General features: G+C 73.1%; 22 protein-coding genes. 14 read left to right on the top strand and 8 right to left on the bottom strand.

Features of this window, described 5'->3' with window-relative positions; translation table 11 throughout:
• The first annotated feature begins 39 nt into the window (after positions 1–39).
• The 3 genes from ABZ815_RS36090 (at position 40) to ABZ815_RS36080 (ending at position 2,926) form a co-directional block, all read left to right on the top strand.
• Positions 40–1,251, top strand: coding sequence for an ROK family transcriptional regulator (locus ABZ815_RS36090; RefSeq protein WP_357705703.1), 1,212 nt, complete (start codon positions 40–42; stop codon positions 1,249–1,251).
• A 107-nt stretch (positions 1,252–1,358) separates the two neighbouring features.
• On the top strand, positions 1,359–2,159 hold the full coding sequence (locus ABZ815_RS36085; RefSeq protein WP_357705702.1) for an ABC transporter permease: 801 nt from the start codon (positions 1,359–1,361) through the stop codon (positions 2,157–2,159).
• Positions 2,156–2,926 (top strand): ABC transporter ATP-binding protein, encoded by a 771-nt coding sequence (locus ABZ815_RS36080; RefSeq protein WP_357705701.1) that lies wholly within the window; start codon positions 2,156–2,158, stop codon positions 2,924–2,926. Before ABZ815_RS36085 ends, ABZ815_RS36080 begins: the two co-directional genes overlap by 4 nt.
• A 44-nt stretch (positions 2,927–2,970) precedes the next feature.
• Here the strand turns inward: ABZ815_RS36080 and ABZ815_RS36075 are convergent, their stop codons facing one another.
• Positions 2,971–3,927, bottom strand: coding sequence for an NAD-dependent epimerase/dehydratase family protein (locus ABZ815_RS36075; RefSeq protein WP_357705700.1), 957 nt, complete (start codon positions 3,925–3,927; stop codon positions 2,971–2,973).
• 192 nt (positions 3,928–4,119) lie between these two features.
• Here ABZ815_RS36075 and ABZ815_RS36070 point away from each other — a divergent pair, with 192 nt between their 5' ends.
• Together ABZ815_RS36070 and ABZ815_RS36065 are read left to right on the top strand one after the other, a co-directional pair.
• Positions 4,120–4,671 (top strand): hypothetical protein, encoded by a 552-nt coding sequence (locus ABZ815_RS36070; RefSeq protein WP_357705699.1) that lies wholly within the window; start codon positions 4,120–4,122, stop codon positions 4,669–4,671.
• Positions 4,672–4,673: 2 nt separating this feature from the next.
• Positions 4,674–7,370, top strand: a complete 2,697-nt coding sequence (locus tag ABZ815_RS36065) for a M48 family metalloprotease (protein ID WP_357705698.1) — start codon at positions 4,674–4,676, stop codon at positions 7,368–7,370.
• Here the strand turns inward: ABZ815_RS36065 and ABZ815_RS36060 are convergent, their stop codons facing one another.
• Both ABZ815_RS36060 and ABZ815_RS36055 read right to left on the bottom strand, forming a co-directional pair.
• Positions 7,371–9,425 (bottom strand): SpoIIE family protein phosphatase, encoded by a 2,055-nt coding sequence (locus ABZ815_RS36060; RefSeq protein ID WP_357705697.1) that lies wholly within the window; start codon positions 9,423–9,425, stop codon positions 7,371–7,373.
• Positions 9,426–9,504: 79 nt separating this feature from the next.
• On the bottom strand, positions 9,505–10,062 hold the full coding sequence (locus ABZ815_RS36055) for a TIGR00730 family Rossman fold protein (RefSeq protein ID WP_357705696.1): 558 nt from the start codon (positions 10,060–10,062) through the stop codon (positions 9,505–9,507).
• A 108-nt stretch (positions 10,063–10,170) separates the two neighbouring features.
• Between ABZ815_RS36055 and ABZ815_RS36050 the strand changes: the two genes are divergently transcribed.
• Complete coding sequence (locus ABZ815_RS36050) at positions 10,171–11,076, top strand: polysaccharide deacetylase (protein ID WP_357705695.1); 906 nt, start codon at positions 10,171–10,173, stop codon at positions 11,074–11,076.
• Positions 11,077–11,114: 38 nt separating this feature from the next.
• Here the strand turns inward: ABZ815_RS36050 and ABZ815_RS36045 are convergent, their stop codons facing one another.
• Positions 11,115–12,665 (bottom strand): alpha-L-arabinofuranosidase B, encoded by a 1,551-nt coding sequence (locus ABZ815_RS36045; RefSeq protein WP_357705694.1) that lies wholly within the window; start codon positions 12,663–12,665, stop codon positions 11,115–11,117.
• Between the two features lie 475 nt (positions 12,666–13,140).
• On the opposite strand from ABZ815_RS36045, the gene ABZ815_RS36040 reads away from it, so the two are divergent.
• The 8 genes from ABZ815_RS36040 (at position 13,141) to ABZ815_RS36005 (ending at position 20,523) form a co-directional block, all read left to right on the top strand.
• Positions 13,141–13,437, top strand: coding sequence for a phosphopantetheine-binding protein (locus ABZ815_RS36040; protein WP_357705693.1), 297 nt, complete (start codon positions 13,141–13,143; stop codon positions 13,435–13,437).
• Positions 13,430–14,608 (top strand): cytochrome P450, encoded by a 1,179-nt coding sequence (locus ABZ815_RS36035; protein WP_357705692.1) that lies wholly within the window; start codon positions 13,430–13,432, stop codon positions 14,606–14,608. Before ABZ815_RS36040 ends, ABZ815_RS36035 begins: the two co-directional genes overlap by 8 nt.
• Positions 14,605–15,879, top strand: coding sequence for a condensation domain-containing protein (locus ABZ815_RS36030; RefSeq protein ID WP_357705691.1), 1,275 nt, complete (start codon positions 14,605–14,607; stop codon positions 15,877–15,879). Before ABZ815_RS36035 ends, ABZ815_RS36030 begins: the two co-directional genes overlap by 4 nt.
• Positions 15,872–17,251: an amino acid adenylation domain-containing protein gene (locus ABZ815_RS36025; RefSeq protein WP_357705690.1), complete on the top strand. Its 1,380-nt coding sequence runs from the start codon at positions 15,872–15,874 to the stop codon at positions 17,249–17,251. Before ABZ815_RS36030 ends, ABZ815_RS36025 begins: the two co-directional genes overlap by 8 nt.
• A gap of 106 nt (positions 17,252–17,357) precedes the next feature.
• The gene (locus tag ABZ815_RS36020; RefSeq protein ID WP_357705689.1) at positions 17,358–17,957 is read left to right on the top strand and encodes an RNA polymerase sigma factor; all 600 of its coding nucleotides are present in this window, start codon (positions 17,358–17,360) and stop codon (positions 17,955–17,957) included.
• Complete coding sequence (locus ABZ815_RS36015) at positions 17,950–18,834, top strand: hypothetical protein (RefSeq protein WP_357705688.1); 885 nt, start codon at positions 17,950–17,952, stop codon at positions 18,832–18,834. The genes ABZ815_RS36020 and ABZ815_RS36015 overlap by 8 nt, the downstream gene beginning before the upstream one ends.
• A gap of 130 nt (positions 18,835–18,964) precedes the next feature.
• Positions 18,965–19,525 carry an RNA polymerase sigma factor gene (locus ABZ815_RS36010; RefSeq protein WP_357705687.1) on the top strand — a complete coding sequence of 187 codons (561 nt, stop codon included), beginning with the start codon at positions 18,965–18,967 and terminating at the stop codon, positions 19,523–19,525.
• Positions 19,522–20,523, top strand: coding sequence for a hypothetical protein (locus tag ABZ815_RS36005; protein WP_357705686.1), 1,002 nt, complete (start codon positions 19,522–19,524; stop codon positions 20,521–20,523). The genes ABZ815_RS36010 and ABZ815_RS36005 overlap by 4 nt, the downstream gene beginning before the upstream one ends.
• A gap of 55 nt (positions 20,524–20,578) precedes the next feature.
• On the opposite strand, the gene ABZ815_RS36000 is transcribed toward ABZ815_RS36005, so the two are convergent.
• The 4 genes from ABZ815_RS36000 to ABZ815_RS35985 are packed head-to-tail and all read right to left on the bottom strand — an operon-like array spanning position 20,579 to position 24,021.
• Positions 20,579–21,289: an SDR family NAD(P)-dependent oxidoreductase gene (locus tag ABZ815_RS36000; RefSeq protein WP_357705685.1), complete on the bottom strand. Its 711-nt coding sequence runs from the start codon at positions 21,287–21,289 to the stop codon at positions 20,579–20,581.
• A 40-nt stretch (positions 21,290–21,329) separates the two neighbouring features.
• The gene (locus ABZ815_RS35995; RefSeq protein ID WP_357705684.1) at positions 21,330–21,974 is read right to left on the bottom strand and encodes a response regulator transcription factor; all 645 of its coding nucleotides are present in this window, start codon (positions 21,972–21,974) and stop codon (positions 21,330–21,332) included.
• Complete coding sequence (locus ABZ815_RS35990) at positions 21,938–23,194, bottom strand: sensor domain-containing protein (RefSeq protein ID WP_357705683.1); 1,257 nt, start codon at positions 23,192–23,194, stop codon at positions 21,938–21,940. Before ABZ815_RS35990 ends, ABZ815_RS35995 begins: the two co-directional genes overlap by 37 nt.
• A complete protein-coding gene (locus tag ABZ815_RS35985) occupies positions 23,191–24,021 on the bottom strand; it encodes a CPBP family intramembrane glutamic endopeptidase (protein ID WP_357705682.1) in 831 nt (276 codons plus the stop codon). The genes ABZ815_RS35990 and ABZ815_RS35985 overlap by 4 nt, the downstream gene beginning before the upstream one ends.
• Positions 24,022–24,118: the final 97 nt, after the last annotated feature.

The following is a 24,118-nucleotide window of genomic DNA, read 5'->3' as shown; positions in this document are numbered from 1 at the left end:
GAGAGTTGACCGCAATGCCTTGCCCACCATCATGGTCCCATGTCGTCACCCACTGACGCGCTGCAGCGGCTGCGGCTGGTGCACGAGGACGCCGTGCTCGCCACGCTGCGCGCGGCGGGCGCGCTGAGCCGGGCCCAGCTCACCGAGCGCACCGGCCTGTCCCGCAGCACGCTGTTCGCGATCATCTCCGACCTGATGGACCGCGGTGCGGTGATCGAGACGGACTCGGTGCCCGCCGAGCCGCGCGGACGCGGCAGGCCCGCCGCCTTCGTCTCGCTCAACCCGGCCGCCGGCCTGCTCCTCGGCCTCGACCTCGGCCGCGGACGGGTCCGGCTGGCCGTGGCCAACGCCGCCCACCAGGTGGTGGCCACCGCCTCCGCGTCCCTGCCGGAGGACGCGGCCCCGCTGGAGGAGGCCGAGGCGGCGATCCGGCTGACCCGGGAGATCGCCGCCGAGCGCGGCATCGGCCTGGGCGCGCTGGAGGCCGTCGGCCTCGGCCTGGTCGGCGTCGTGGACGAGAGCCCCGCGCCGGCGCCGGTCGACGTCCCGGGCATCCCGCCGACGCTCCCGGCCTCCTACCTGCCGGTGGCCCGGCGGGTCGCCGAGGAGTTCGGCGTGCGGGTGGCCGTGGACAACAACGCCAGGCTCGCCGCGCTGGCCGAGGCCACGTGGGGCGTCGGCCGCTCGGTGCGCGACATGGTCTACGTGCGCTGGTCGGTCGGCGTCGGCGGCGGATTCATCGTCGCCGGCCGGCTGCTGCGCGGCGCGCACGGGGCCAGCGGCGAGATCGGCCACGTCTCCCTCGACCCCGGCGGCGAGCCCTGCCACTGCGGCAGCCGCGGCTGCCTGGAGGGCGGCATCGGCGGGCAGGGCCTGCTCAGGGCGTGCGCCGCCCGCGGGGTGCGGCTGTCCGGCCTGGACGCGCTGGTCGCGGCCGCCCAGGACCGCGTGCCGGCGGTGTGCGAGGTCATCGTCTCGGCGGCGGCCGACCTGGGCCGCGTGCTGGCCGGCACCGTCGCCCAGCTCGACCCCGCGCTGATCGTGGTGGGGGGTGAGCTGGCCGGGCTGGGCAGCCTCGTCCTCGACCCGATCCGGGACGCGGTCTCGCGGCTGGCGCTGCCGCGCGCCCCTCGGGAGATCGCGGTCGCGCAGGCGGACCTGGGGGTGAACGCCTCCGCCATGGGAGCGATCGCCCTCCTCGTCCACGAGGAACCCTCGATCCCCGCCCACCTCCGCCCCCTGACCCCCTGACCGTCATCCCACCCTCCCCCCACCCCACCCGCCCCTGCTTTTCCACGGAAACCCCAGACACGCATGCACCGCCCGGAAGGACCCCCGACGATGACGAGCCCCGAACCATGACCGCCGTGACCGTGACCGATCCTCCCCCGGCCCGCAGGCGGCGCCTGGCGCGACCCCGTCGCACGCTCGTGCTCAACGCGGCCGCCGTCGTGGCGGGCCTGGCCGTCTGGAGCGGGCTGTCGCTGGCCGGCATCCAGGGCCTGTCCAGCCCGGCCGACGTGGCGGCCCGCGCCGCCGAGCTCGTCTCCGACGGCACCCTCCCCACCGACCTGCTGGCCAGCCTGCGCCGCGTGTTCACCGGCTTCGCGCTCGGCACGGCGCTGGCCGTCCCGATCGGCTTCCTCATGGGCTGGTACGCCACCGCCCGCGCGCTGATCGAACCGTACGTGCAGTTCTTCCGTACGATCCCACCGCTGGCGATCATCCCGCTGGCCATCGTGCTGATGGGCATCGGCGAGACGCCGAAGATCTTCGTGATCTTCCTGGCGGCGTTCCTGTCGAGCGTGGTCTCCACCTTCCAGGGCGTCCTGGACGTCGACCGCACCCTGATCAACGCGGCCAGGGTGCTGGGCGCGGGCGACCGGACGATCTTCCTGAAGGTGATCGTCCCGGCGTCCACGCCGTTCATCATCGTCGGCATGCGGATCGGGCTGGGCGCGGCCTGGGGCACCCTGGTCGCCGCCGAGCTGATCGCCGCCCAGGAGGGCCTGGGCTACCGCATGCAGCAGGCGCAGCTCTACTACGACCTGCCCACGATCTTCGTCGGGCTGATCAGCATCGGCGTGCTCGGCCTGGTCATGGACCGGCTGCTGCTGCTCGCCGAGCGCCGTTTGACCGGATGGCAGGAGCGCCGATGACCCCCAAGATCTCCTTCGAGGCCGTCTCGAAGACCTTCCCGCTCAAGGACACCGAGTTCGTCGCCCTCGACCGGGTCGACCTCGACATCGCCGACCGCGAGTTCGTCACCGTCGTGGGCCCGTCGGGATGCGGCAAGAGCACGCTGATGAGCATGGCCGCGGGCCTGACCGAGCCGGGCGCCGGGCGCATCCTGCTCGACGGCGTCCCGGTGACCGGCCCCGGCCCCGAGCGCGGCGTGATCTTCCAGCAGTACGCGCTGTTCCCGTGGCTGACCGTGCGCAAGAACGTCGAGTTCGGCCTGAAGCTGGCCGGCCTGCCCGCCGACGAGCGCAGGCGGCGGGCCGAGCACGCCATCGAGCTGGTGGGCCTGACGGACTTCGCCGACGCCCTGCCCAAGACGTTGTCCGGCGGCATGAAGCAGCGCTGCGCCATCGCCCGCGCGTACGCGGTGGGCCCGCAGGTCCTGCTCATGGACGAGCCGTTCGGCGCGCTCGACGCCCTCACCCGGGTGCAGTTGCAGGACCAGCTCCTCGACACCTGGAGCAGGGAACGGCGCACGGTCATGTTCATCACCCACGACGTGGACGAGGCGGTCTACCTCGCCAACAAGGTCGTCGTCATGGCCGCCCGGCCGGGCCGGATCCACCGCGTCATCGAGGTGGATCTGCCCTATCCGCGCACGGAGGAGATCCGGCTGTCGCCGGAGTTCGCCCGCATCAGGAACGAGGTCTGGCACTCGGTCTACCACCAGGAGGCCACCGTCTGACGCCCCGTCCCCGACGTCCGGGCGGGCGGCGGGGACGGATGGGCTCAGGCGAGCAGGCGGAGCAGGCCGGCCTCCTCCTCGGCCGTGAGGCCGGAGCGGGTCACCGTGTGGCCGGAGTCGCGCAGCCAGGCGAGCGTGTCGCGGGCCGTGTCGGCCACCGGACGGATGCGCAGCCCGGCGGCCACCGTGGCGGAGGTGTCCCGGGTCATGAACCCGGCGTACTCCGGCAGCGGCAACCACAGCGGCAGCGAACGCGGCCCCATCCACGGCTCGACCTTGTGCTCGGTGAGGAACTCCTGACCGGCCCAGACGAGCTCCGGCTCGACCTCCAGCCCCTCGGCGATCCGCGCCAGCATCTCCCCCCTGCCGAACGGCATGGAGATCCCGTCGTACGGCCCGGTGAGCCCGGCCTGGGCCGCGTCGAGCGTCCAGGCGGCGAGATCGCGCACGTCGACGAACTGGACCAGGTCGCCGGGCGAGCCGGGGGCCAGCACGGGCCCGCCGCGCGCCAGCCGCTCGACCCAGTAGGTGAACCGGTCGGACAGGTCCTCGGGGCCGACGATCAGCCCGGCCCGCACGTGGAGCGCGTCGGCACCGACGATCTGCTCGCACGCCACCTTGGCCGGGCCGTAGTTCTCCGGGTCGCCCTCGTCGGCGTCGCCGGGCAGCGGGTCGTGGAGGACCTGGGTGACCCGGGTCGCGTCGGCGTAGACGCTGCACGTCGACACGAACGTCCAGTGACCGGCCCGGCCCGCCAGCTCCGTGACCGCGCGCCGGACCTGGCTCGGATGCCTGGCGACGTCGACGACCAGGTCGAACGCCCCCTTCACGGGTGCGAGCCCGCCGTCCTCGGCCCGGTCGACCCGGACGAACTCCACCCCCGGCGGCGGATCACCGGCCAGGCCGCGCGCCGCGCACACCACCTCGTGCCCGCGATCGCGTGCCTGTCGCGCGATCTCCCTGGACAGAAATCTCGTGCCACCCAGAACAAGTGTCCGCATGCCCACCATCCTGGCGCACCCGCCCCGGCCGGGCCCCCGCCCTTCACTCGCAGCGCAAAAGGCCCCCGGCGGCCGCGATGAGACGCCTCTGCGAAAGAGGTCGATCGCATTCCGCAGTCAGGTATCAGCAGAGCGGCGGACATGCTCTCATAGGGGTGATTCGGGGACTCAGTTCAAGTCAGGCGAGGAGACATGCCCGAACCAGGCTCCCCAGAAACCGGCCCCCTGGAAACCGGCGGCTCAGGTCCCACGGCGCCGACCATCGAGGAGGCCGCCCGGACGATCCTGCTCGACGTGGCCCCCGAGGACGCGCGGTTCCTGCCTCTGGCCTGCGCGGACTTCTTCGGCAACCCGATCGCGCGCAGACGCGCGGTCCGCGCCGTGCTGCGAGGACGCGAACGCGACCAGCCCACCGGCTTCGACGCGGGCGAGGGCATGCAGCTCGTCCTCGGCGTGGTCCTGACCCTGCTCAACGGCGTGGCCTGCGAGGTGCTGACGGGCATGGCGACCGAGCGGGTCGACCGGCTGCGCGGCCGGTGGCGGGAGCGCCGCCGTCGCAGGGCTCTGACCTCGGCCGTCGCCCCGCAGGCCGAGCGCACGCCGTTGCCCAGGGTCAGCGCGGTGGACGCGGCGGCCATCGGCGCCCAGGCGGCGGAGATCGTCCGGGCGGCGGGGATGTCCGAGGAGGCCGCCCAGCGGGTGAGCACGCTGCTCGCCGCGGCCCTCATCGACCCGCGGCCCTGACCGTGCCCACCACCAGCGGGCCGCGCCAGGACGGCGCGGCGCCGGCCGGTCCGCCGGTGCCGCCGTCGCCGCCGAGACTGGACCCGTTCGCGCTCCCCGCGGCGACCACGGCGCGTTTCCTGCTCATGATCGTGGTCGCCGTCACCAGCGCCGTCCACCTGTACCTGGTGCTGCTCGACCGGTACGTCACCGCCAGAACCGACCTCGGCCCGCGCGCCTGCGCCCTGGCCGCGAACTCCGGCGCGGGACGCGTGCCGGACGGCGACCTGGTCCGGGACTACCTCGGGTGCCTCCAGCACGAGTCGGTCCGTGCCGGGTGGACGGTGATCGGCATGGTGGCCGTGCTGCTCGCCGTGACCGTCGTGATCCACCTCCTCCACCCGCGCCTGGTCATGCGCTCCCGCCCACGGCCGCTGGCCCGGCTCGCCGTGGACGAGGGCATGGCCGCCGTGGTGCGCCGCGTCGAGGACACCGTACGGGCCCTGGCCCCGGGGACCGAGGTGTACGTGGCGACCCTGCGCGCGAGCGCGAGCGGCCGGGCCTTCGGCCGTCGCCCCCGGTACCGGATCATCCTCGACCTCGGGCTGCTGCGCGCGGCCGACGCCGACTCCGGGCAGCTCGACGCCGTCCTCGCCCACGAGCTGGCCCATCTGCGCAACAAGGACGTCGGCCTGACCACGTTCGCCTTCGCGATCTGGTGGGCGTACGTGCTGGTCGTCGCCCTGCCCCTGCTGCTGCTCTCGGCCGTCGAGCCCGGCCTGCGCGCCGTCCTGCCGTGGCGGGTGGCGGCGGTGCTCGCTCTCCTGTGGTTCACCCGCACCGCGGTGCTCAGGACCAGGGAGTACTACGCCGACCTGCGCGGCAGCGCCACGCCGGGCGGCGAGCGGCTGCTCCTGGACACGCTGCGCCCGTCGCGGCCGACGAGCGGGCGGCGCCGGTGGGAGCCGTTGTCGTTCCATCCCGGCGACGACGAGCGGGCGGGCGTCATCCGCGGCGCGCCGCTGCTCTTCCGGGTCGGCGTGGTGGAGTCGGCGGCCGTCGGCGTGCTGCTCGGGCTCGGCTACACGCCGTGCGTCCACCTGATGAGCCTGCTGTTCCCGGCGTCCGGGGTCTCCCTGTTCACTCCGGAGCGCCTGGCCGTCGGGGTGCTGTTCGGGGCGCTGGCCACCGGCGCGGTCGCGGGCACCGTGTGGCGGGCCGGGCTGCTGGCGCAGGCCACGCACACGCGGCCGCCGTCCACGCTGCTCGCCGCGACGGCCCTGACGGCGGGGGTGCTGACCGGCCAGCTCGTCGCGCCGCCGCTGGCGACCGCCCACGGCTCGTGGGCCGCGATCCTCGCCAGGTCGCCCGTGATCGCGGCCGTGCTGGCCTTGCTGCTCGCCGTCCTGTTCCAGCTCATGCTCAGGTGGGCGCTGCTGTGCGCGTCCGTGTGGCTGCCGCTGGCCCGGCGGGTCCGCACGGCCGCGCTGGCCGGCTCGGCGCTGTCGGCGTTGATCTTCGGGACGTGGTTGAGCTTCTGGTTCGACGTCATCACGTGGATGACCGGCAGCTCGGCCGACTGGAACATCCTCTGGTTCAGCCTGTTCACCACCGCGGTCAACCCGACGTTGCAGCTCTGCGTCGTGCTGGCCTGCGCCGTCGCGGTGACCGGCTGGGCGGCGCGCCGCGGGCTGCCACCCCGGCCTCTCGCGGCCGTCTGGCGGGACGCGCCGCCCAGCCGCCTGGCGGCGCCGCGCATGCCGTTGCCTGCGGTCAACGTCACCGCGGTGGCGATCGTCCTGGCGTACTCGGGGGTGATGGTCCCCTTCTACGGCCGGCTGCGCTCGACCTTCGGCGGCGTGCCGCTCACCGGGGACGTGCCCCCGGCGAGCGCGGCGGCTCTCTTCGCCCCGCTGCTCATCGTGGCGACGGCCGTGGTCCTGGCCGGGTCGTTCTGCTTCGGCCTGGCCGCCGGAGGACGCGGCGGCACGGCGCCGGTCGTGGCGGGCGCCGGGGTCCTCATGCTGCTGATCGTGCTCGGCCTCGTACCGCTGGTCCTGGTCCACCTGGTCATCGCGGCGTGCGGTCCCGGGCAGCTCTCGTCCTGCATGGCCCCGCTGCCGCGTCTACTGTCCCGGAACGGGCCGTTCTTCACGATCGGGTTCGCCGTGCTGATGCTGGTGGGCCCCGCCGTGGCGTGGCTGGGCAGTGTGCTGCGCGGCGGCGTGCAGGCGCTGTCCGACGCGGGTCCCCTTCCCCGGAAGGCACGTCCCTGGGGTGCGCGTCCATGGAACGGCGCCGCCGGGCGGCCGGTCGGCGCCGTGCTCTCGCTCGTCCCCACCGTGCTCGGCTCGCTGCTGTTCGGCCATCTGGCCATCACCGCGTTGTCCACTGCCGACGACAAGCCACTGCCGGTCGACCGGGCGGCCGTGGTCCGCGAGCTGAGCGTGGCCTCCGAGGGTCCGGTGCCGCCCGTACGCGCCTGCGCGGCCGCCGACCGGGCCGGCGCCGAGCCGGTGTTCCGCGTCCTGGACTCCACCGGCATCGTCGTCGGCGTGGCCCGTAGCGCCCGGTACGCCGTGGCCGCGCGCGACCCCGCCGTCCAGGCCATGGGACGCGAGGCCGCCGCCGCCCTGCTGGGCGGGGACTACGGGCGGGCCCTCAGCACCCACGCCGCGCTGCGCAGCCTGTGCACGGTCACGGGCCTGCTGCCCGGCTGATCACTCCTGCGCGGCGGGCGGGAGCCGGAGGGCGATGATGGCGATGTCGTCGAGCCCGGTGCTGGGCAGGCCGCTGAGCACCTGGTCGCAGAAGCTGTCCAGCGGTTCGGCGGCGAGCGACTCCGCCACCCGGCGCAGGCGCTCCAGGCCGAGGTCGAGATGCTCGCCCGACCGCTCGATGAGGCCGTCGGTGTAGAGCAGCACCGTGCCGCCCGGCGGGAGCGGTTCCGTCTGGGAGGCGCGGGTCTCGTCGTCGGGGAAGCCGAGCAGCGGGCTGACCGCGCCCTCCAGGAAGCGTCCGTGGCCCTGGGCGGTGACCAGCAGGGGCGGCGGATGGCCGGCCACCGCGAACCGCAGCCGGTGGCCGCCCTCGCACTCCTCCACGCGGGCGAACACGCACGTGGCCGTGACGTCGGAGGACAACGACTCCATCGCGACGTTGAGCCGGGTCAGGATCTCGCCGGGCGGCTCGCAGCGGTCCATCGCCAGCGCCCGCAGCATGTTGCGCAACTGGCTCATCAGGACGGCCGCCGACAGGTCGTGCCCCGCCACGTCGCCGATGACCAGCGCCGGGACGCCGTCGGGCAGGACGAAGCAGTCGTACCAGTCGCCGCCCACCTCGGCGGCGCTCGGGCTGGCCCGGTAGCGGGCCACGATCCGCAGGCCCGGCAGCCGCGGCGGCTCGGCGAGCAGGCTGTACTGCAGGGCCAGCGCGACCTGCTGGGTGCGCTGGAAGCGGATGGCCCGGCTCAGGGCGTCGTGGGCGTGGCCGAACATGTTGGTCAGCAGCGAGATGTCGGCCCGGCTGATCGCGGGGCGTTCGCCGCACGTCACCACCCCGACCACGGCGGGGACCGTGCCGTCGACCACGACCGGCAGGATCAGCAGGCTGTTGGCGTCGCTGGCCGCCAGCCACTCGCGCGTGCTCGCGGGGGCCAGGCCGGGCGGCGGCGACCCGGCCGGGAACGTCTGCAGCATGGGCCGCCGCCGGCGTACGGCCGTCACGAAGGCGTTGTCGTCGTCGAGCTGCTCCTCGCTGTACGGCGACAGCGGCACCAGGCCGCGACGGACCGCGGTGACCAGCCGCTCGACGACGAACGGCGCCCCGCCGTGCCGCTCGCCGGTGAGGTCGGTGACGAGGTAGACGCCGCAGCCGTCGGCCAGCTCGGGCACGATGACGTCGGACAGCGCGCCGAGCATCTCCTCCAGGCTGGTGGACTGGGCCGTGGCCGCCGCGGCGTTGTCGAGCAGGCGCTGCCGGCGCTGTTCCTGCCACTGGTCCTCGATGTCGGTGCACGACCCCACCCACTCCACGATCTGGCCGTTCTCGCAGATGGGCACGGCGCGCATCTGGAAGTGCCGGTAGGAGCCGTCGGCGGTGTGCAGCCGGTAGACGTGCTCCCAGGTGTCGATGGCCCTGCTGACCGCCCGGACCCACGACCTGATCGTGTCCTGGCGGTCGTCGGGATGGACCATCTTGAGCCAGCCCTGGCCGCGGTGCTCCTCCCACGGCTGCCCGGTGACCCGCTCCCAGGTCGGGCTGGGCTCGTGCACGTAGCCGTCGCGGGTGGTCACCCAGATGATCTGCGCGCTGACCTTCATCAGGCTCTCGTAGCGGCGCAGGATGCGGCGGCGTTCCTCGGCGATGGCCTCGATCCGCCGCGCGGCGGTGACCTGGTCGGTCACCTCCATCACCACTTCCAGCACGCCGTAGTCGCCGGGGCCGAAGACGACGCGCGACAGGCTGGAGGTGAAGAACCGCTTCTCGGTGCCTTCCAGCCCGCCGACGACGTACTCCGGCTCGGCCGTGGTGACGAACGGCTCGCCGGTGGCGTAGACCCGGTCGAACTGGGCGCGGAAGTGCACCTCGACGAACTCCGCGAACGCCTCCTCGATCGGCATCCCGGTGCGGCTGTCGGCGAACAGGGAGCGGTAGGCGGCGTTGGTGTAGACCAGGCGGTGGTCGGGGCCGCGCGCGACCGCCACGCCCACCGGCGCCGGGTCCAGCACTTCGAACGCCAGCCCGCTGCCTGCGGGCTCGCCGTCAGCCCCCATCGTGACCTCCCCCGACGGCCACAGCCTCCTCCCCCCCTACCCGCGCGCGGTCGTCCCTGAACGCCCGCCGCCGGGCCGGTCAGCCCCGGTCGCCCGGCGGGATCAGGCCCGACTGTTCCTCCAGGTAGGCGATGGCCCCGACGCCCTCCTCGGCGAAGAACACCAGCTCGGTGAGGGGCAGCGGCAGGAAGCCCTCCGCCTCCATGCGCTGGAACTGCTGCTTCAGCCCGTCGTAGAAGCCCGCGGTGTTCAGCAACACGACCGGCTTGGTGTGCAGGCCGTGCTTGCGCAGCTCCAGGATCTCGGTGGCCTCGTCGAGCGTCCCGCTGCCGCCCACCATGATCACGAAGCCGTCGGCGCGGGACAGCAGTTGTGCCTTGCGCTCGGCCAGGTCGCGGGTGACCAGCATCTCGTCGGCGCCCGGCCGGGCCTTGTGCGCCAGGAACTCGACCGAGACGCCCACCAGGCGGCCCCCGGCCTCCTGCACGCCGTCGGCCATGACCTTCATCAGGCCGGTGTCGGAGCCGCCCCACACCAGGGTGTGGCCGCCCTTGCCGATGAGCTCGGCGAACTCGCGGGCGGGACGGGTGTAACGCTCGTCGAGGTCGGCGGCGGAGCAGAAGACGCAGATGTTCACGCCGTAACTGTAGGCGAACCAGACCAGGTCAGGGCACCTGTGAAGGATCTACCCAAGATCCGACGAACCCGGTTGCCCGGCCGTCACGCCGGGGGTACGTCCTGGTCCATGAAGAAAGCCATCAACGTGTGCTTCGGCGTGGACGTGGACGCCGTGGCGGGCTGGATCGGCTCGTACGGCGGCCAGGACTCACCGAACGACATCCAGCGGGGCGTGTTCGCCGCCGAGGTCGGGACCCCGAGGCTGCTGCGCCTGTTCGCCCGCGAGGGAATCCGGACGAGCTGGTTCGTCCCTGGACATTCGGCGGAGTCGTTCCCCGACCAGATGCGGCGGATCGTCGAGGCCGGGCACGACGTCGGCGCGCACGGCTACATGCACGAGAACCCGGTCTCGATGTCCGCCCAGCAGGAGGAGGACGTCCTGGCGCGCAGCCTGGAGGTGCTGGACCAGGTGCTCGGCGTCCGGCCCCGCGGCTATGTGGCGCCGTGGTGGGAGATGTCCGCGCGGACCGCCGAGTTGCTGCTGCGCTACGGCTTCGGCTACGACCACTCGCAGTCCTACCGCGACTTCCAGCCCTTCTACGCCCGTAAGGGCGAGCGCTGGACGCGCATCGACTACGAGCAGGCCGCCTCGACCTGGATGAAGCCGCTGGTGCCCGGCGAGGAGGTGGACCTGGTGGAGTTCTCGGCGAACTGGTACCTGGACGACCTGCCGCCGATGATGTTCATCAAGAGCTCGCCGAACAGCCACGGCTTCGTCAACCCGCGCGACCTCGAACAGCAGTGGCGCGACCAGTTCGACTGGGTCTACCGCGAGCTGGACTACGCGGTCTTCCCCATCACGCTGCACCCCGACGTCAGCGGGCGTCCCCAGGTGCTGCTGATGCTGGAGCGGCTCATCGCGCACATGCGCGGGCACAAGGGCGTCACGTTCATGTCGATGGCCGAGGCCGAGATCGACTTCCGCGCCCGTTTCCCCTTCGACGGGCGGGCCCGTCCGGCCGACATGCGGTGAGCCGCCCCGGTCGCGGGCCGGGGACGGCTCGGGGCCCGTCACGCCCAGGGCGGGCTGACGGCCCAGCTCACGTCGGCCGCCCAGGAGGTGGCGCTGTCGAAGGCGTGCGAGCCGCCGTTGCTCGCGATGTAGACGGTGTTGTCGTAGTGGCGCAGGAACCGGTCGGGGAAGTTGGCGGAGGCGAACGACGTGCCCTGGCCGCTCTTCCCCGCCTGCGGGCAGAAGGTGGCGTCGGCGGCGAACAGCGCGCTGCCGTCGTTGTGCTGCCGGTGGAGCTGGTAGTTCTGGTGCCGCAGGTAGTCGCCCGGGTAGTTGCGCGACTCGAACGACAGGCACGAGCTCCCGGCCAGCCCGGCGCGGACGATCCACGTGGCGTCGCTCCTGTCCAGCGACGAGCTGCCGGACCCGATCACCGACGTGACGACCTGGTCGTTCTGGTGGCGCAGGTAGCGGGTGGTGCAGCAGGCCGTGGTCGCGCGCAGCGAGACGGACGCGCCGGGGGTGAGCGTCCCGTCCGCGCCGCCGCCCGTCGTGGTGTAACCGGCGGCGACGATGGCCGCCTGCACGGCGTTCTCGGTGGCGTTCGAGGGGTAGCCGGAGGTCATCACGCCCTCGTAGAAGGTGCCGGCGGAGCCGTTGCTGTTGTCGCCGCCGATGCCGAGGATGATCGCGCCCTCCTTCTTCATGGGGTTGTAGCCGGGGGCGTTGGGGCGCGGGCCGTCGTAGTAGGTGGACAGGCCGCCGGACTGGGCGTTCCCGGCGCGGATCGCCCAGTGGTTCGGCTCGCCCTTGACGACGGCGGTCAGGTAGCGGTGGCTGACGCTGGGGTCGTTCGCGTTGTAGCCCGGGTTCACGCCGGAGAACAGGCCGTTCTCCAGGTCGGCCATGACCCAGGGGCCGTTGCCGGTGCCGTAGCCCCAGACCTTGATGTCACCGAAGTAGATGGCCTCCATCGTGCCGTTGCCGTTGTCGCGGCTGTTGGTCTCGGCGTTGCCGTAGTCGAAGCAGCAGCCGCCGTTGTGGTGGGTGCCGTCGAAGACGGCGTACATGCCTTCGGGCTGGTCGCCCTTGGCGACGCCGTTGGTGGTGTTGTTCCGGTAGCCGGTGCCGGGGGTGACCCGGACGCCGTACGCCTTGTGGCCGTTGATCACGGTCGGGGCGGCGGTGGCGATCGCGAGGTTGTCGTACCCGCCGGGTGCCGGGCCGGGGAACCCGCCGGGGGGCGCCTGGGTGAGGTGGTTGCCCCGTCCGGACTGGTCGTAGAGGACCGTGATGAGGCAGGTCGTGCCGGCGCAGAAGGCGTCCTGGGCGGCGGCGTCGGCGTAGCCGCCCGCGCCGAGGAGGCCGACGTCGCGGGTGGCGTTGTCGGAGGAGCGGCGCACCTGGTAGAGGGGGCCGTTGTAGGCGGCGTACAGGGCGCGGGTGGTGCTGTGCGCCGCGACGCAGGGGGTGCCGCCGGCGGCGTAGATGTCGCACGACTGCTGGGTGGCGGCCTGCGACGCCGCGGGGGCGCCGGCGAGCAGCCCGGCGACGAGCGCGACGGCCGCTCCCGCCTTTTTGAGAATGCTTGATCCGGACCGGGACATCATCAATGAAACCGCTGCCTTTCAGGGGGTGCCGAGGTAATTCGACGCACGGAAAGAGGCGATCGGCCGCTGCGCGGACGCGCACAGCCCTATGTCCATTGACCTGCGACGAACCGTCAGGGACGGAAAGGAAGTTGCTCTGTTATCGCTAACATTATTGTCGCTGCGAACCTCCGGGAATACGTAAATAGGTGACCGGCTCACTATGAAACGAAATTGCGGGCGCCGTCAAGTTCCGCAGGTTGTGTCAATCGCGTGCCGCTCACGCCGTTTCACACAGGCGCGCCACAGGGAGCCGAGGGTGAGGGATGCCTGCTTCCACGCCGGCGACCTCGTCAGGAGGAGATTCGGCCGTCGCCGCACCGTCCGGCCGATCTCCCGAACCTGGGCGAGGGTGATCAACACATCCTCAACGGGGACTCAACAGCGGCGGGGCAGGCTGGCCGGGCCCTCGCGTTCACCTCACCACGGAGTTGGGATGACCACTGTCACGTCACGGGACGACCTCGAACTGGAATCGGCGTACGAGGCTCCGCGCACCGACATCGAACGGCGGCTGGCCGGCCTGTGGTCGGCCAAACTGCGCGTCGCGCCCGTCGGCATCGAGGACGACTTCTTCGAGCTGGGCGGCGACTCCCTGCTGGCGGCCGACGTGCAGTTCGCGATCGACCGCGAGTTCGGGTTCGAGGTGCCCGCCTGGACGCTGTTCCTGTCGCCGACCATCGCCGAGCTCGCCGAGGTGATCGGCTCGCCGGCCCCCTTCGACCATGCGTGACCTCGCCGACCCCGCCCTGTTCGAGGCGGGCGGGCAGCACCGGACCTGGCGGTGGTTGCGCGAGAACGACCCGGTGCACCGGCACGACCGGGGCTTCTGGTCGGTCACCCGGTACGCCGACGTGGACCGCGTCCTGCGCGACCACACGTGCTTCACCAGCGAGCGCGGCACCCTGCTCAACCTGCTGGGCCGCGACGACCCGGCGGCCGGACGGCAGCTCGCCGCCACCGACCCGCCCGAGCACGACCGGATGCGCGCCCCGCTGCGGAAGGTCATGGACCTGCGCTCGGCCGCGGCCTACGAGCCGTCCGTCATCACCGCGATCACCGGGCTGCTCGCGCCCGGCCTGGACGGGCCGGAGTTCGACCTGGCCGCCGCCGTCCGGGGACTGCCGCTGGCGCTGGCCGGGCCGCTGCTGGGGCTGCCGGACGAGGACCGGCCGCGCCTGCTCACGCTGGTCATGGCGGCCAGCGCCGAGGACGACCCCGACTACCAGGTCGCCGGCGACGCGTCCGGGACGCTGCGCCGGGCGCACCGCGAGCTGTTCGCCTACTTCCTGCACCTGGTACGGGAACGCGCCCGCACCCCCGGCGAGGACCTGATCAGCCTGATGTTGTCGCCGGACGGCGGCCGGATGGACCCCGGCACGGCCGTCTCCAACTGCTACAGCCTGCTGCTCGGGGCGAGCGTCACCCTGCCGAACGTGGTCAGCTCCACGGTGTTCGAGCTGGCCCGCGGCGGCTACCGCGCCTGGGCCGGCCGTCCTGAGCTGCTGCGCGACGGGGTCGAGGAGGCGCTGCGCTGGGCGTCGCCCGGCAGCCACTTCATGCGCCACACCACCCGGCCGGTGCGGCTGTCCGGCGTGGACCTCCCGGCGGGCGAGCCCGTGGTCGCCTGGATCGGCTCGGCCAACCGTGACCCCGCCGTCTTCGCCGACCCGGACACCTTCGACCCGGCCCGTACGCCCAACCGCCACCTCGCCTTCGGCAGCGGACATCACTACTGCATCGGATCCCACCTGGCCCGGCTGACGCTGCGGCTGTTCTTCGCGACGCTGTTCGCGACCTTCGCCGACGTCGAGGTGGTCGGCGAACCGGTCCGGGTGCGATCGACCTTCCTCACCGGCTTCAAGAAGCTGATCATCTCGGGGACGCCCAGGAGAGGCCAATGACGACAGAGATCCCGTTCACCTACGCCCAGCGGTTGCTGCTCGGGCTGGAGGAGGCCGTGCCGGGGAGCGTGGTCAACTCGACGTTCATCGTCCGGGCGGCCTACCGCGTGGCGCACGAGGTGGACGCCGATGTGCTGCGCCGGGCCGTGGACGACGTCGTGGCCAGGCACGACGCCCTGCGCACGACCGTGTCGCGCGATCCGGACGGCGGCGTCCGGGCGCGGGTGCACGAAAGCGTCCCGGGGCGCCTGCTGGTGCACGACGTGGACGACGAGGACGCCTTCCTCGCGATGGCCACCGGCTCGGCGTACCCGCCGGAGGAGCCGCCGTTGCTGTGGGTGCACCTGGGCCGGTGCGAGGACGGCACGAGCCTGCTGGTGATCGTCGCCCACCACCTCACCTCCGACGCCTGGTCGCTGCCGCTGCTGGCGCGCGACCTGTCCGACGCCTACACCGCCCGCCTGCGCGGCGGCCCGCCGCCGGGCTCCGGGGTCATGGGGTACGCCGAGGTCGCCGCCGACGACTTCTCGCCGTCCTGGGAGAGGACGATCACCGACGCGCTGCCGTACTGGAGGGACCGGCTGGACGGCGTGGCGGAGCTCGCCATGCCGGTGCCGACGCCCGGCAGGCGCGGCGACCAGCGGACGTGCCGATTCACCGTGCCCGGCCCGCTGTGGCTGCGCCTGGGCCGGGCGGCCCGCCGCCGCCGGACCACGCCGTTCACCCTCCTGCTGACGGCGTTCACCGCGTCGGTCTGGGCGGGGCACGGCGACGCCGTCGTGCCGGTCATCACCGCCGGGCGCAAGCCGTCGGAGTGGTACACGGCCGGGTTCATGCTCAACCTGTTGTGGCTGCGGATCACCACCGACGACCCCGCCGACCTGGACGAGCTGAGCCGCCGGGCCGACGAGGCGTGCCGGGCGGCCTACCGGCACGACGTGCCGCTGCTGCGGGTGCTGCCCGAGGCGCCGGAGCTGGCGGCCGTGGTGTTCGACCCGTCGGAGGTCGTCGAGCGCACCTTCCCGGTGTTCCAGCTCATCCCGAGGACGCCGTTCGCTCCCACCGCCGAGGACCCGGCGCTGCTGCTGACGCCGGTGCCGGAGGAGCGGCAGCCCGCTCCCGTGATGCCCGTGCACCTGCTGTGGTCGATGCGGGTGGACGAGGAGGTGGTCGGCGTCGTCGCCTACGAGGCCGGGATGTTCGGCCTGGACTGGGTGGAGGAGAAGGTCGCCGGGTTCCTGCGCGTGCTGGAGCGGCTGGCCGATGCTTGAGCTCATCGAACCCCACCTGGGCCGCGAGCACACCGCGATCGCCGACCGCGAGGGCGAGCTGTCCTACCGGGACCTGGACCGGCACAGCGCCGGGCTCGCGCGGGTGCTGCTGGAGGCGGGCCTGCGGCCCGACGAGCCCGTGGTGATCCATGCGCACCTGTCCCGGTGGGCGGTCATCGGCATGCTCGCCGTCCTGCGGGCCGGCGGCCGTTACGTGGCCATCGACGCCGCCTTCCCCTTCCAGCGGCAGCAGGACGTCGCGCAGGCGTGCGGGGCGCGGATCGCGCTCATCGAGCCGGACATGATCGTCCCGCTGACCGGCCCGGCCCTCCGCGTCGAGATGGCCCGTACGGACCTGCCGGACGGGCCGGTGCCCGCCACCTCGGCGCGGCTCGCCTACACCTGCTTCACCAGCGGCTCGACGGGCACGCCGAAGCCCGTCACCGTCTCGCGCGCCGCCTTGGCCTGGTCGACCTCGGCCCGGCTGGCCCACTACGGGTCGCCGGTCACCGGGTTCCTGCTCTGCTCGTCCATCTCCTTCGACAGCTCGGTCGCCGGGATCTACTGGACGCTGGCCTGCGGCGGCAGGCTGGTCATCCCGAGCCAGCGCCCGTCCGACCTGGCCGCCGCCGCGCGCTTCGCCGTCGAGCACCGGCCGTCGCACCTGCTCATGGTGCCGTCGTTCTACGGGCTGGCGCTCCGCAACGGCCTGGCCGACGCGTTCGGGTCGCTCGGCACGGTGATCGTCGCGGGCGAGACGTGCCCGCCCGCGCTGGTCGGGGAGCACTACGCCGCGCTGCCCGGCACGGCCCTGCACAACGAGTACGGCCCCACCGAGTGCACGGTCTGGAGCACGGTCCACCGCTGCGTCCCCGAGGACGCGCAGGCGGCCCGGGTGCCGATCGGCCGCCCGGTCCCGGGGGCGCGCGTGACCATCGCCGACCCCGGCCCGGACGGCGTCGGCGAGCTGCTGATCTCCGGCCCCGGCCTGGCCGAGGGCCTCGGGGACGCCTACCGCACCGGCGACCTGGTCTCCCGGCGTCCGGACGGGGAGCTGCTGTTCCACGGCCGCGCCGACCACCAGCTCAAGCTGGGCGGCGCGCGGGTGGAACGCGCGGAGATCGAGCACGCCATGGCGGGCTTCCCCGGCGTGCTGGCCGCCGCCGTCGGGGTCGCGCGGACCGGCTCCGGCCCCGTGCGGCTCAAGGGCTACCTCGTCACCGACCAGGACCGGATCGACCGCCGGGCGCTGCGCGCGCACCTGCTGGACCGGTTGCCGATCGTGGCCGTCCCGACGGTGTTCCAGCGGCTGGACTCCCTGCCGCGCCTGCCCAACGGCAAGGTCGACCACCAGGCCCTCGACGGCGGCTGACCGCCTCCCGGGAGGATGAGGGGCGTTCCGTACGCGGTCGCCGGGAACCGCTCGCGGCCGTCCAGGCAACAACTGTTGTCCTGATTCATCGCCGAAAGGCCACAAAGTGAGCGCCCCGAACCATCCGGAAGGTGATGACGCCTCCCATGTCCAACGCTCCCTGCACGAGCCGGAGGCCTTCGCCGAGCTGTTCCGCCGGCACGCCTCCGGCATCACCCGGTACGTCACCAGAAGGCTGGGGGCGGACGCCGCGGACGACGTGGTGGCGGAGACGTTCCTGACGGCGTTCAGGCAGCGTGGCCGCTACGACCTGTCCCGTCCGCACGCCCGTCCCTGGTTGTACGGGATCGCCACCAATCTGATGAGCCGCCATGTGCGTACCGAGGTGCACCAGTTGCGCGTGCTCGAACGCACCGGCACGGACCCGGTGACGGCCTCCTTCACCGACCGCAGCGACGACCGGGTGAGCGCCGAGGCGGCCCGCCGCCGCCTGGCCGGGGCGCTGGCGACGCTGCCCGGAGGTCACCGTGACGCGCTGCTGCTGGTGGCGTGGGCCGGGCTGACGTACCCCGAGGTCGCCGAGGCGCTGGACGTGCGGGTCGGAACCGTGCGTTCTCGCATCAACCGGGCCAGGGAGAAGTTGCGCGGAGAGCTCGGAGGAGTCAACCCGATGGCCGTCGTCAGCGAGGAGCCCGTCCATGAATGAGATGACCGAGCTCGGACGCCTCCGCTCGGAGGTGCCCGCGCCCACCGCAGAGGCCCTGGCCGCGCAGGAGGACCGCTTCCTGGCCGCGCTGGCCGAGCAGGAGGACCGCCTTCACGGCGCCTTCCCCGCTTCCCGGCGCGGGCGTCGGGGGCGGCTCCTGTTCGGCGGGCTGCTCGCCGCCGCCGCGCTCGCCGCCGCGGCCGTCCTGGGCCCGGTGCTGGCCGGCCCCGACGCCCGCCCCACCGCGTACGCCAACTCCGCCATCGGCATCGAACTGCGCGGCGACGAGTACGTGGCCACGATCAAGGACCCGTTCGCCGACCACGCCCTCTACAGCGAGGCGTTCCGGGCGATGGGCCTGGACGTCGCCCTCGACCTGCGGCCCGCCTCCCCCACGGCGGTCGGCGAGGTCTTCCGGCTCGGCTTCAGCGGCACGACCGAGAGCGACCGCATCGGCGGCACCCTGCGCCCGAAGGGCTGCACCCCCGGACGGCCCGGCTGCGCGCTCACCGTCACCGTCTCCAAGGACTTCGGCGGCAAGGGCGTGCTCTACCTGGGCCGCCCCGCCAGGCCCGGCGAGCTGTACCAGAACAACGCGGACGCCGGCCGGAAGGGCGAGGCCCTGGAGGGTTACGTCGTGGACGGCCGCCCGGTCGCCGAGGTGCTGGCCGAGACGCGCAGGCGGGGCCTGGAGGTGACGTTCCAGATCATCGAACCCGCTCCCGGCGGGGACGGCTTCTCGGTGGACCCGCGCGGGCAGTCGGCGAAGGTGGGCGGCCACTGGGTGGTCTGGGCCGCCGAGCCGTACCGGCAGGGCGCGGTACGGCTGCTGGTGTCCGAGAAGCGCGTGCCGAAGAACCCGGTGACCGGCGTCTGACCCCACGTCTCCATGCTCGGGACCCTCGAAGTTCGCCGCGATTCAGGGCGAAATGATGGCGCATGCGCGCACATAGGCAGAGGTGTCCGAGCAAATGATTCGATGAGGAGATTCGCCATGGGAACCGCCCGTGGATGACGAGCGGTCGGCCAAGTTCGAGGCCGCCTACAACCGGGCCTACGGCCAGATCACCGCCTACGCCGTACGCCGGTGCGACTCGCCTCAGGACGCCGCCGACGTGGTGGCGGAGACCTTCACCGTCGCCTGGCGCCGGGTGGACGAGCTGCCCGAGGGCCCTGAGGCCACCCTCTGGCTGTACGGCGTGGCGCGCAAGGTCCTGGCCAACCACTTCCGGGGCGACAACCGCCGCAGGGAGCGCACGGCCGAGCTCGACGCCGAACTGGCCGACCTGTACGGCCACTCGCCCGACAGCCAGGTCGAGCTGGACGCGATCGGCCGGGCGTTCAGGGGCCTGTCCGACGACGACCGGGAGTTGTTGTCCCTGGTCGCGTGGGAGGGGCTGGAACGCGAAGAGATCGCGAAGGCGCTGGGCCTGTCGCGCAACGCCGTACGGATCAGGCTGCACCGCGCCCGCAAGCGCCTGTCGCGCGCCCTGGCGTCGGCGGGCGTGCACGTCACCGCAGAGAGCCGGCTGGTCCCGGCGGAGAGGCCGTTGGGAGGAGCGCTGTGAAGAACACCGAGAACGCTGAGAACACCGAGCGGAACCTGGACGGGATCGAGGCGATCGGGAGGCTGGCCCGGGTCGCGCCCGGTGAGCGGGGAGGCGAGTCGTCCGGCGCGGGGGCGCGGGCGCTGCTGGCCGCGATCACCGCCGAAGAGCCGGGCACAGCACCGGGAACGGCACCGGGAACAGCGCCGGGCTCGGCCCGGCGGGCACGGCGCGGCGTCCGGCCCGGGCGCCTGGCGTTCGGGCTGGTCGCCGCGGTCGCGCTGGCCGCGGGTGTGGTGACGGTCCCGATCGTGCTGGAGGACGGCGCGCCCAGCTCGTGGGCCGTCAACCTGGACGAGGGGATGGTGACGATCCAGATCCGTGACTTCGACGACGCTACCGGGCTGGAGAAGCGGTTGAGGGAGCTGGGCGTGCCCGCGCTGGTGGACCACGTGCCCAAGGGCATGACGTGCCGCCGGCCGCGCGGCAAGGACGTGGAGAACATCCCGCGCGGCATCTACAGCCTGCCGGAGAACATCCCGGGCGAGTCCGAGGGCGTGCAGATGCGCATCAACACCAAGCTGTTCGGCCCGGGGCAGACGTTCGTCTGGACCCTCAGCGGAAAGGGCGGTCTGACCAGCACGTATCTGATGGAGGGCCCGGTGGCGCCCTGCGAGCCCGTGCCCCTCCCCACGGTGAAGCAGGAGGAGCCGGAGTTCCGCGCCATCAGCACCCGCGAGCTGGGCGGTCTGCGGGTGGACGAGAAGACCGTCGGCGAGGTGCTGCCCGAGCTGAGGAGGCTCGGCCGGAAGGTGATCTTCGCGGTCATCACCGTCCCGCCCGGCAACCCGGGAGGGTTCGCCATCGACCACACCCAGAGCACGCCCGTCGGCGACCACTGGGTCGTCTGGGAGGCGGAGCAGAACGCCAAGGGGGTGATCCAGCTGCTCGTGACGGAGGAGCGCCTGGACAAGAACCCCTACTACGGCGGCCCCCGCGACGCGGTCATCAAGGACTGACCGCCGTCCCCTCCGCGCCTGCCGGGATCACCCCCCGAGGCGCGGAGGGCGTCGGTCACCAGGTGAGGGGGCCCTCGGCGTCGAAGTAGCCGCCGGTGGGGCCGTCGGGTCCCACCTGGGCCATGCGGACGATGATCTCGGCGCCCTGCCCGACGGTCTGGTGGCCGCTGTTGCCGTTCAGGTCGGTCCGGGTGAAGCCGGGTTCGACCGCGTTGATCCGCATCTCGGGGAACGCCTTCGCGTACTGGACGGTGATCATGTTGACGGCCGCCTTCGACGCCGGGTACGCCACGCCCCGGTAGTCGTGGCCGACCCTGCCGGGGTCGGCCATCCGGGACAGGGAGGCCAGGCCGCTGCTGACGTTGACGACGACCGGCGCGCCGGATCGCCGCAACAACGGCAGGAACGCGTGCAGCACCCGGACCATGCCGAAGACGTTCGTCTCGAACGTGCGCCGCATCATCTCGGCGGTCAGCTCCGCCGCGCCGGCCACCACGTGGCCGTCCTCCATCTCCACCTGGATGCCGGCGTTGTTGACCAGCACGTCCAGCCCGCCGTCCGCCTCGACGGCCCGTGCCGCCGCCGTCACGGACGCGTCGTCGGTGACGTCCAGCGGCACCGCCCGCGCGCCCAGCCGTTCGGCGGCCGTCCGTCCGCGTCCGGCGTCCCGGCTCGCGACGTAGACGGTGTGCCCCGCCGCGACGAGCCGCCGGGCGGTCTCGAACCCGAGCCCCTTGTTGGCCCCTGTGATCAGTGTCGTCGTCATGGACGCGACGCTAGGAATTCGAGCGCGCTCGAAGTCAAAGTCAGCGTTTGAGGTAGGCGAGGACGGCCAGGACGCGGCGGTTGTCGTCGGCCGAGGGGGCGATGCGGAGCTTGGCGAAGATGTTCGCGGTGTGCTTGGCGACCGCGCTCTCGCTGAAGTGCAGGGTCGCGGCGATGGCGACGTTGGACCGGCCCTCGGCCATCATCTCCAGCACGTCCAGCTCGCGCGGGGTCAGGCTGTCGATCATGCCGCGCGCCTGGCTGCGGGTCAGCAGCTTGGTGATGACCTGCGGGTCCATCACCGTCCCGCCCGCCGCGACCCGGCGGACCGCGTCGACGAACTGGGCGGTGTCGGTGACCCTGTCCTTGAGCAGGTAGCCCACGGCGCCGTCGCCGGTCGCCAGCAGCTCGTTGGCGTAGAGCTGGTCGACGTACTGGGACAGGACCAGGACGGGCAGGCCGGGACGCCGGCGGCGCGCCTCCAGGGCGGCCTGCAGGCCCTCGTCGGTGTAGGTGGGCGGGAGCCGTACGTCCACCACGGCGACGTCCGGCTCGTCCTCCAGCAGCGCCCGCAGCAGGGACGGGCCGTTGTCGACCGACGCCACCACGTCGCAGCCGTGTTCGCGCAGAGTCCTGGTCAGCCCGTCCCTCAGCAGGAAGAGGTCTTCGGCGAGGACAACGCGCACGGGATCTCCAGGGTGGCAGTGGTCGGCCCGCCGGGCGGGCTGTGCAGGGTGAGGACGCCGTCGAAGGATTCCAGACGGCGGCGGAGCCCACGCAACCCGGTGCCCTTCGCGGGGTCGGCGCCGCCCCGGCCGTCGTCGGTGACGGTGACGCGCAGGCGCCCGCCGTCGTGGTCGAGGACGATGGCGACCTCCCGCGCGGCGGCGTGCTTGGCCGCGTTGGCGAGCAGTTCGCCGACCGCGAAGTAGGCCGCCGACTCCACCGGCGAGGGCAGCCGGCCGCTCAGCCGGACGTCCACGCCGACGTCGAGGAAGCTGTCCAGCGCCAGCGACCTGACGGCGTCGCCGAGCCCCCGGTCGGCGAGGACCGGCGGATGGATGCCGTGCACCAGGTTGCGCAGGTCCTCCAGGGCGCGGGCGGAGGTCTCGGCCACCTCCAGCAGCAGCTTGCGGGCGGCGGCCGGGTCGCTGTCGAGGAGCCGGGTGGCGCTGTCGAGGGTCAGGCCGAGGGACACCAGCCGGGCCTGGGCGCCGTCGTGCAGGTCGCGCTCGATGCGGCGCAGCTCGGCCGCCTGCACGTCGAGCACCTCGGCCCGGGTGTCGGTCAGGTGGGCGATCCGCCGGACCATCTCCGTACGGCGGGGCACCGACAGCAGCCGCCGGGTCCAGCGGCCGTGCAGGCGCAGGATCGGCGGGGCCAGCAGCAGCCCGGCGGCCATGAAGACGACCCCCAGCACGAGGGCCGCCAGCATCGTCGGCATGTCCTGCACCGGGACGAACGCGTACCAGTTGTCGGGGCCGAGCACCGGCCACACGAACGGCTGCACCAGGGCGCCGAACGCGCCGTACCAGAGGAAACCCAGCGGGACGGCGACGAGGAAGCCGCCGACCCACGGCTCCAGCCAGGCCCAGGCCAGGTCCCGCCAGAAACCCTCGGCGGCCAGGATCGCCCCCGCCCGCCTGCGCCTGCTCCATGAGTGATCGCCGGCGTAGGGCTCGGGCGGGGTGATGCGGGTGCCCGTCCACCGGGTGGCGCGCTCGCGCGAGCGGTCCGACAGCGACCGCAGCGTCGTCGCCCCGGGGACGAGCAGCCAGAAGCCGACGCCGACCGGCAGCAGAAGGAGGGCCAGGACGACGAGCGACCCCACCGCCGACCCCGCCACGGCGAGCAGCCCCGCGAGCTGGCAGCGCGCCACGGCGACCAGCCTCTCCTTCGCCCTCATCGGACGTGGATTCTAGCCGGTGCCCTCCACACCCAGAGCACCGCCGCCAGCAGGCACGACGCGGCGAACAACATGATCGGCGTGACCGCGCCCGCCTCCTCGTCCATGAACAGCAGCAGGCCGAGGTTGATCAGCGTGTGGAAGCCGCCGGTCAGCAGCAGCCGGTGGGCGCGCACCCGCTCGACGGCCAGCCCCATCACGACCGACATCGCCACCGTCGCCACCAGGAACGCGGCCGCGTACGCCGGCGCCTGGCCGAACACCGGGACGTGCCACGCCCCCCACAGCAGGCCCACCACGACCGACGCCGTCAGCGGGCCGGTCCGGCGGCGCAGCAGCGGCTGCAGCAGGCACCGCCAGCCGATCTCCTCGGCGCACGCCCCGACCAGCTGCGCGACCACGATCAGCGCGAACGGGTTGTTCAGCGCCCCCGGGGCGGTGAACCGCGGGTCGCCGGTCAGCAGGCCGTGCGCGCCGACGGCCGCCGCGATGATCAGCGGTGCCGTGACCAGCAACGCCACCCCGGTGGCAGCACCCCACCCGCCGCGCCCGGCGGCCCCGGACGTGCCCTGCGCCCCGGACAGGGCCGTCCGGTCGACCCAGCCCACGGCCCCGGCCAGGGTCTCGCGGGCGGTGCGCGGCCACAGCAGGGCGACGACCGCCACGGCCAGGGCCGGGCCGAACTGGGTCAGCTGGATGACCTCGGGCGGTATCGGCGTGCCCGCCTGCGCCGCGCCCAGCAGACCCGCCGCCACGAAGGCGACCGCGGCGAACACTCCGGCCGGCGCCGCGATGCCACGGGCCGTCCCGCGTTCTGTCCTCAGCATGTGTGCTCACATTTCGTCGAATCGGTAGATACGGGACCACGATGTCGCCCGGCACGAACCCGTTCACTGCATCTGGCCCCCGAGCCGGGGTGGACCT

The sequence above is a fragment of the Nonomuraea sp. NPDC047529 genome, from assembly GCF_040642995.1.
Classification (GTDB): domain Bacteria; phylum Actinomycetota; class Actinomycetes; order Streptosporangiales; family Streptosporangiaceae; genus Nonomuraea.
The sequence above is the reverse complement of the archived record's forward strand: the minus strand, read 5'-3'. Positions and strand labels throughout refer to the sequence as shown.

Coding starts and splice junctions, on each gene's coding strand:
- ABZ815_RS36030 (WP_357705691.1), top strand. CDS start 14,605: ATGACGACAGAGATCCCGTTCACCTACGCCCAGCGGTTGCTGCTCGGG.
- ABZ815_RS36045 (WP_357705694.1), bottom strand. CDS start 12,665: ATGATGTCCCGGTCCGGATCAAGCATTCTCAAAAAGGCGGGAGCGGCC.
- ABZ815_RS36085 (WP_357705702.1), top strand. CDS start 1,359: ATGACCGCCGTGACCGTGACCGATCCTCCCCCGGCCCGCAGGCGGCGC.
- ABZ815_RS36070 (WP_357705699.1), top strand. CDS start 4,120: ATGCCCGAACCAGGCTCCCCAGAAACCGGCCCCCTGGAAACCGGCGGC.
- ABZ815_RS36080 (WP_357705701.1), top strand. CDS start 2,156: ATGACCCCCAAGATCTCCTTCGAGGCCGTCTCGAAGACCTTCCCGCTC.
- ABZ815_RS36015 (WP_357705688.1), top strand. CDS start 17,950: ATGAATGAGATGACCGAGCTCGGACGCCTCCGCTCGGAGGTGCCCGCG.
- ABZ815_RS35985 (WP_357705682.1), bottom strand. CDS start 24,021: ATGCTGAGGACAGAACGCGGGACGGCCCGTGGCATCGCGGCGCCGGCC.
- ABZ815_RS36075 (WP_357705700.1), bottom strand. CDS start 3,927: ATGCGGACACTTGTTCTGGGTGGCACGAGATTTCTGTCCAGGGAGATC.
- ABZ815_RS36000 (WP_357705685.1), bottom strand. CDS start 21,289: ATGACGACGACACTGATCACAGGGGCCAACAAGGGGCTCGGGTTCGAG.
- ABZ815_RS36040 (WP_357705693.1), top strand. CDS start 13,141: ATGACCACTGTCACGTCACGGGACGACCTCGAACTGGAATCGGCGTAC.
- ABZ815_RS36060 (WP_357705697.1), bottom strand. CDS start 9,425: ATGGGGGCTGACGGCGAGCCCGCAGGCAGCGGGCTGGCGTTCGAAGTG.
- ABZ815_RS36025 (WP_357705690.1), top strand. CDS start 15,872: ATGCTTGAGCTCATCGAACCCCACCTGGGCCGCGAGCACACCGCGATC.
- ABZ815_RS36035 (WP_357705692.1), top strand. CDS start 13,430: ATGCGTGACCTCGCCGACCCCGCCCTGTTCGAGGCGGGCGGGCAGCAC.
- ABZ815_RS36090 (WP_357705703.1), top strand. CDS start 40: ATGTCGTCACCCACTGACGCGCTGCAGCGGCTGCGGCTGGTGCACGAG.
- ABZ815_RS36050 (WP_357705695.1), top strand. CDS start 10,171: ATGAAGAAAGCCATCAACGTGTGCTTCGGCGTGGACGTGGACGCCGTG.
- ABZ815_RS35990 (WP_357705683.1), bottom strand. CDS start 23,194: ATGAGGGCGAAGGAGAGGCTGGTCGCCGTGGCGCGCTGCCAGCTCGCG.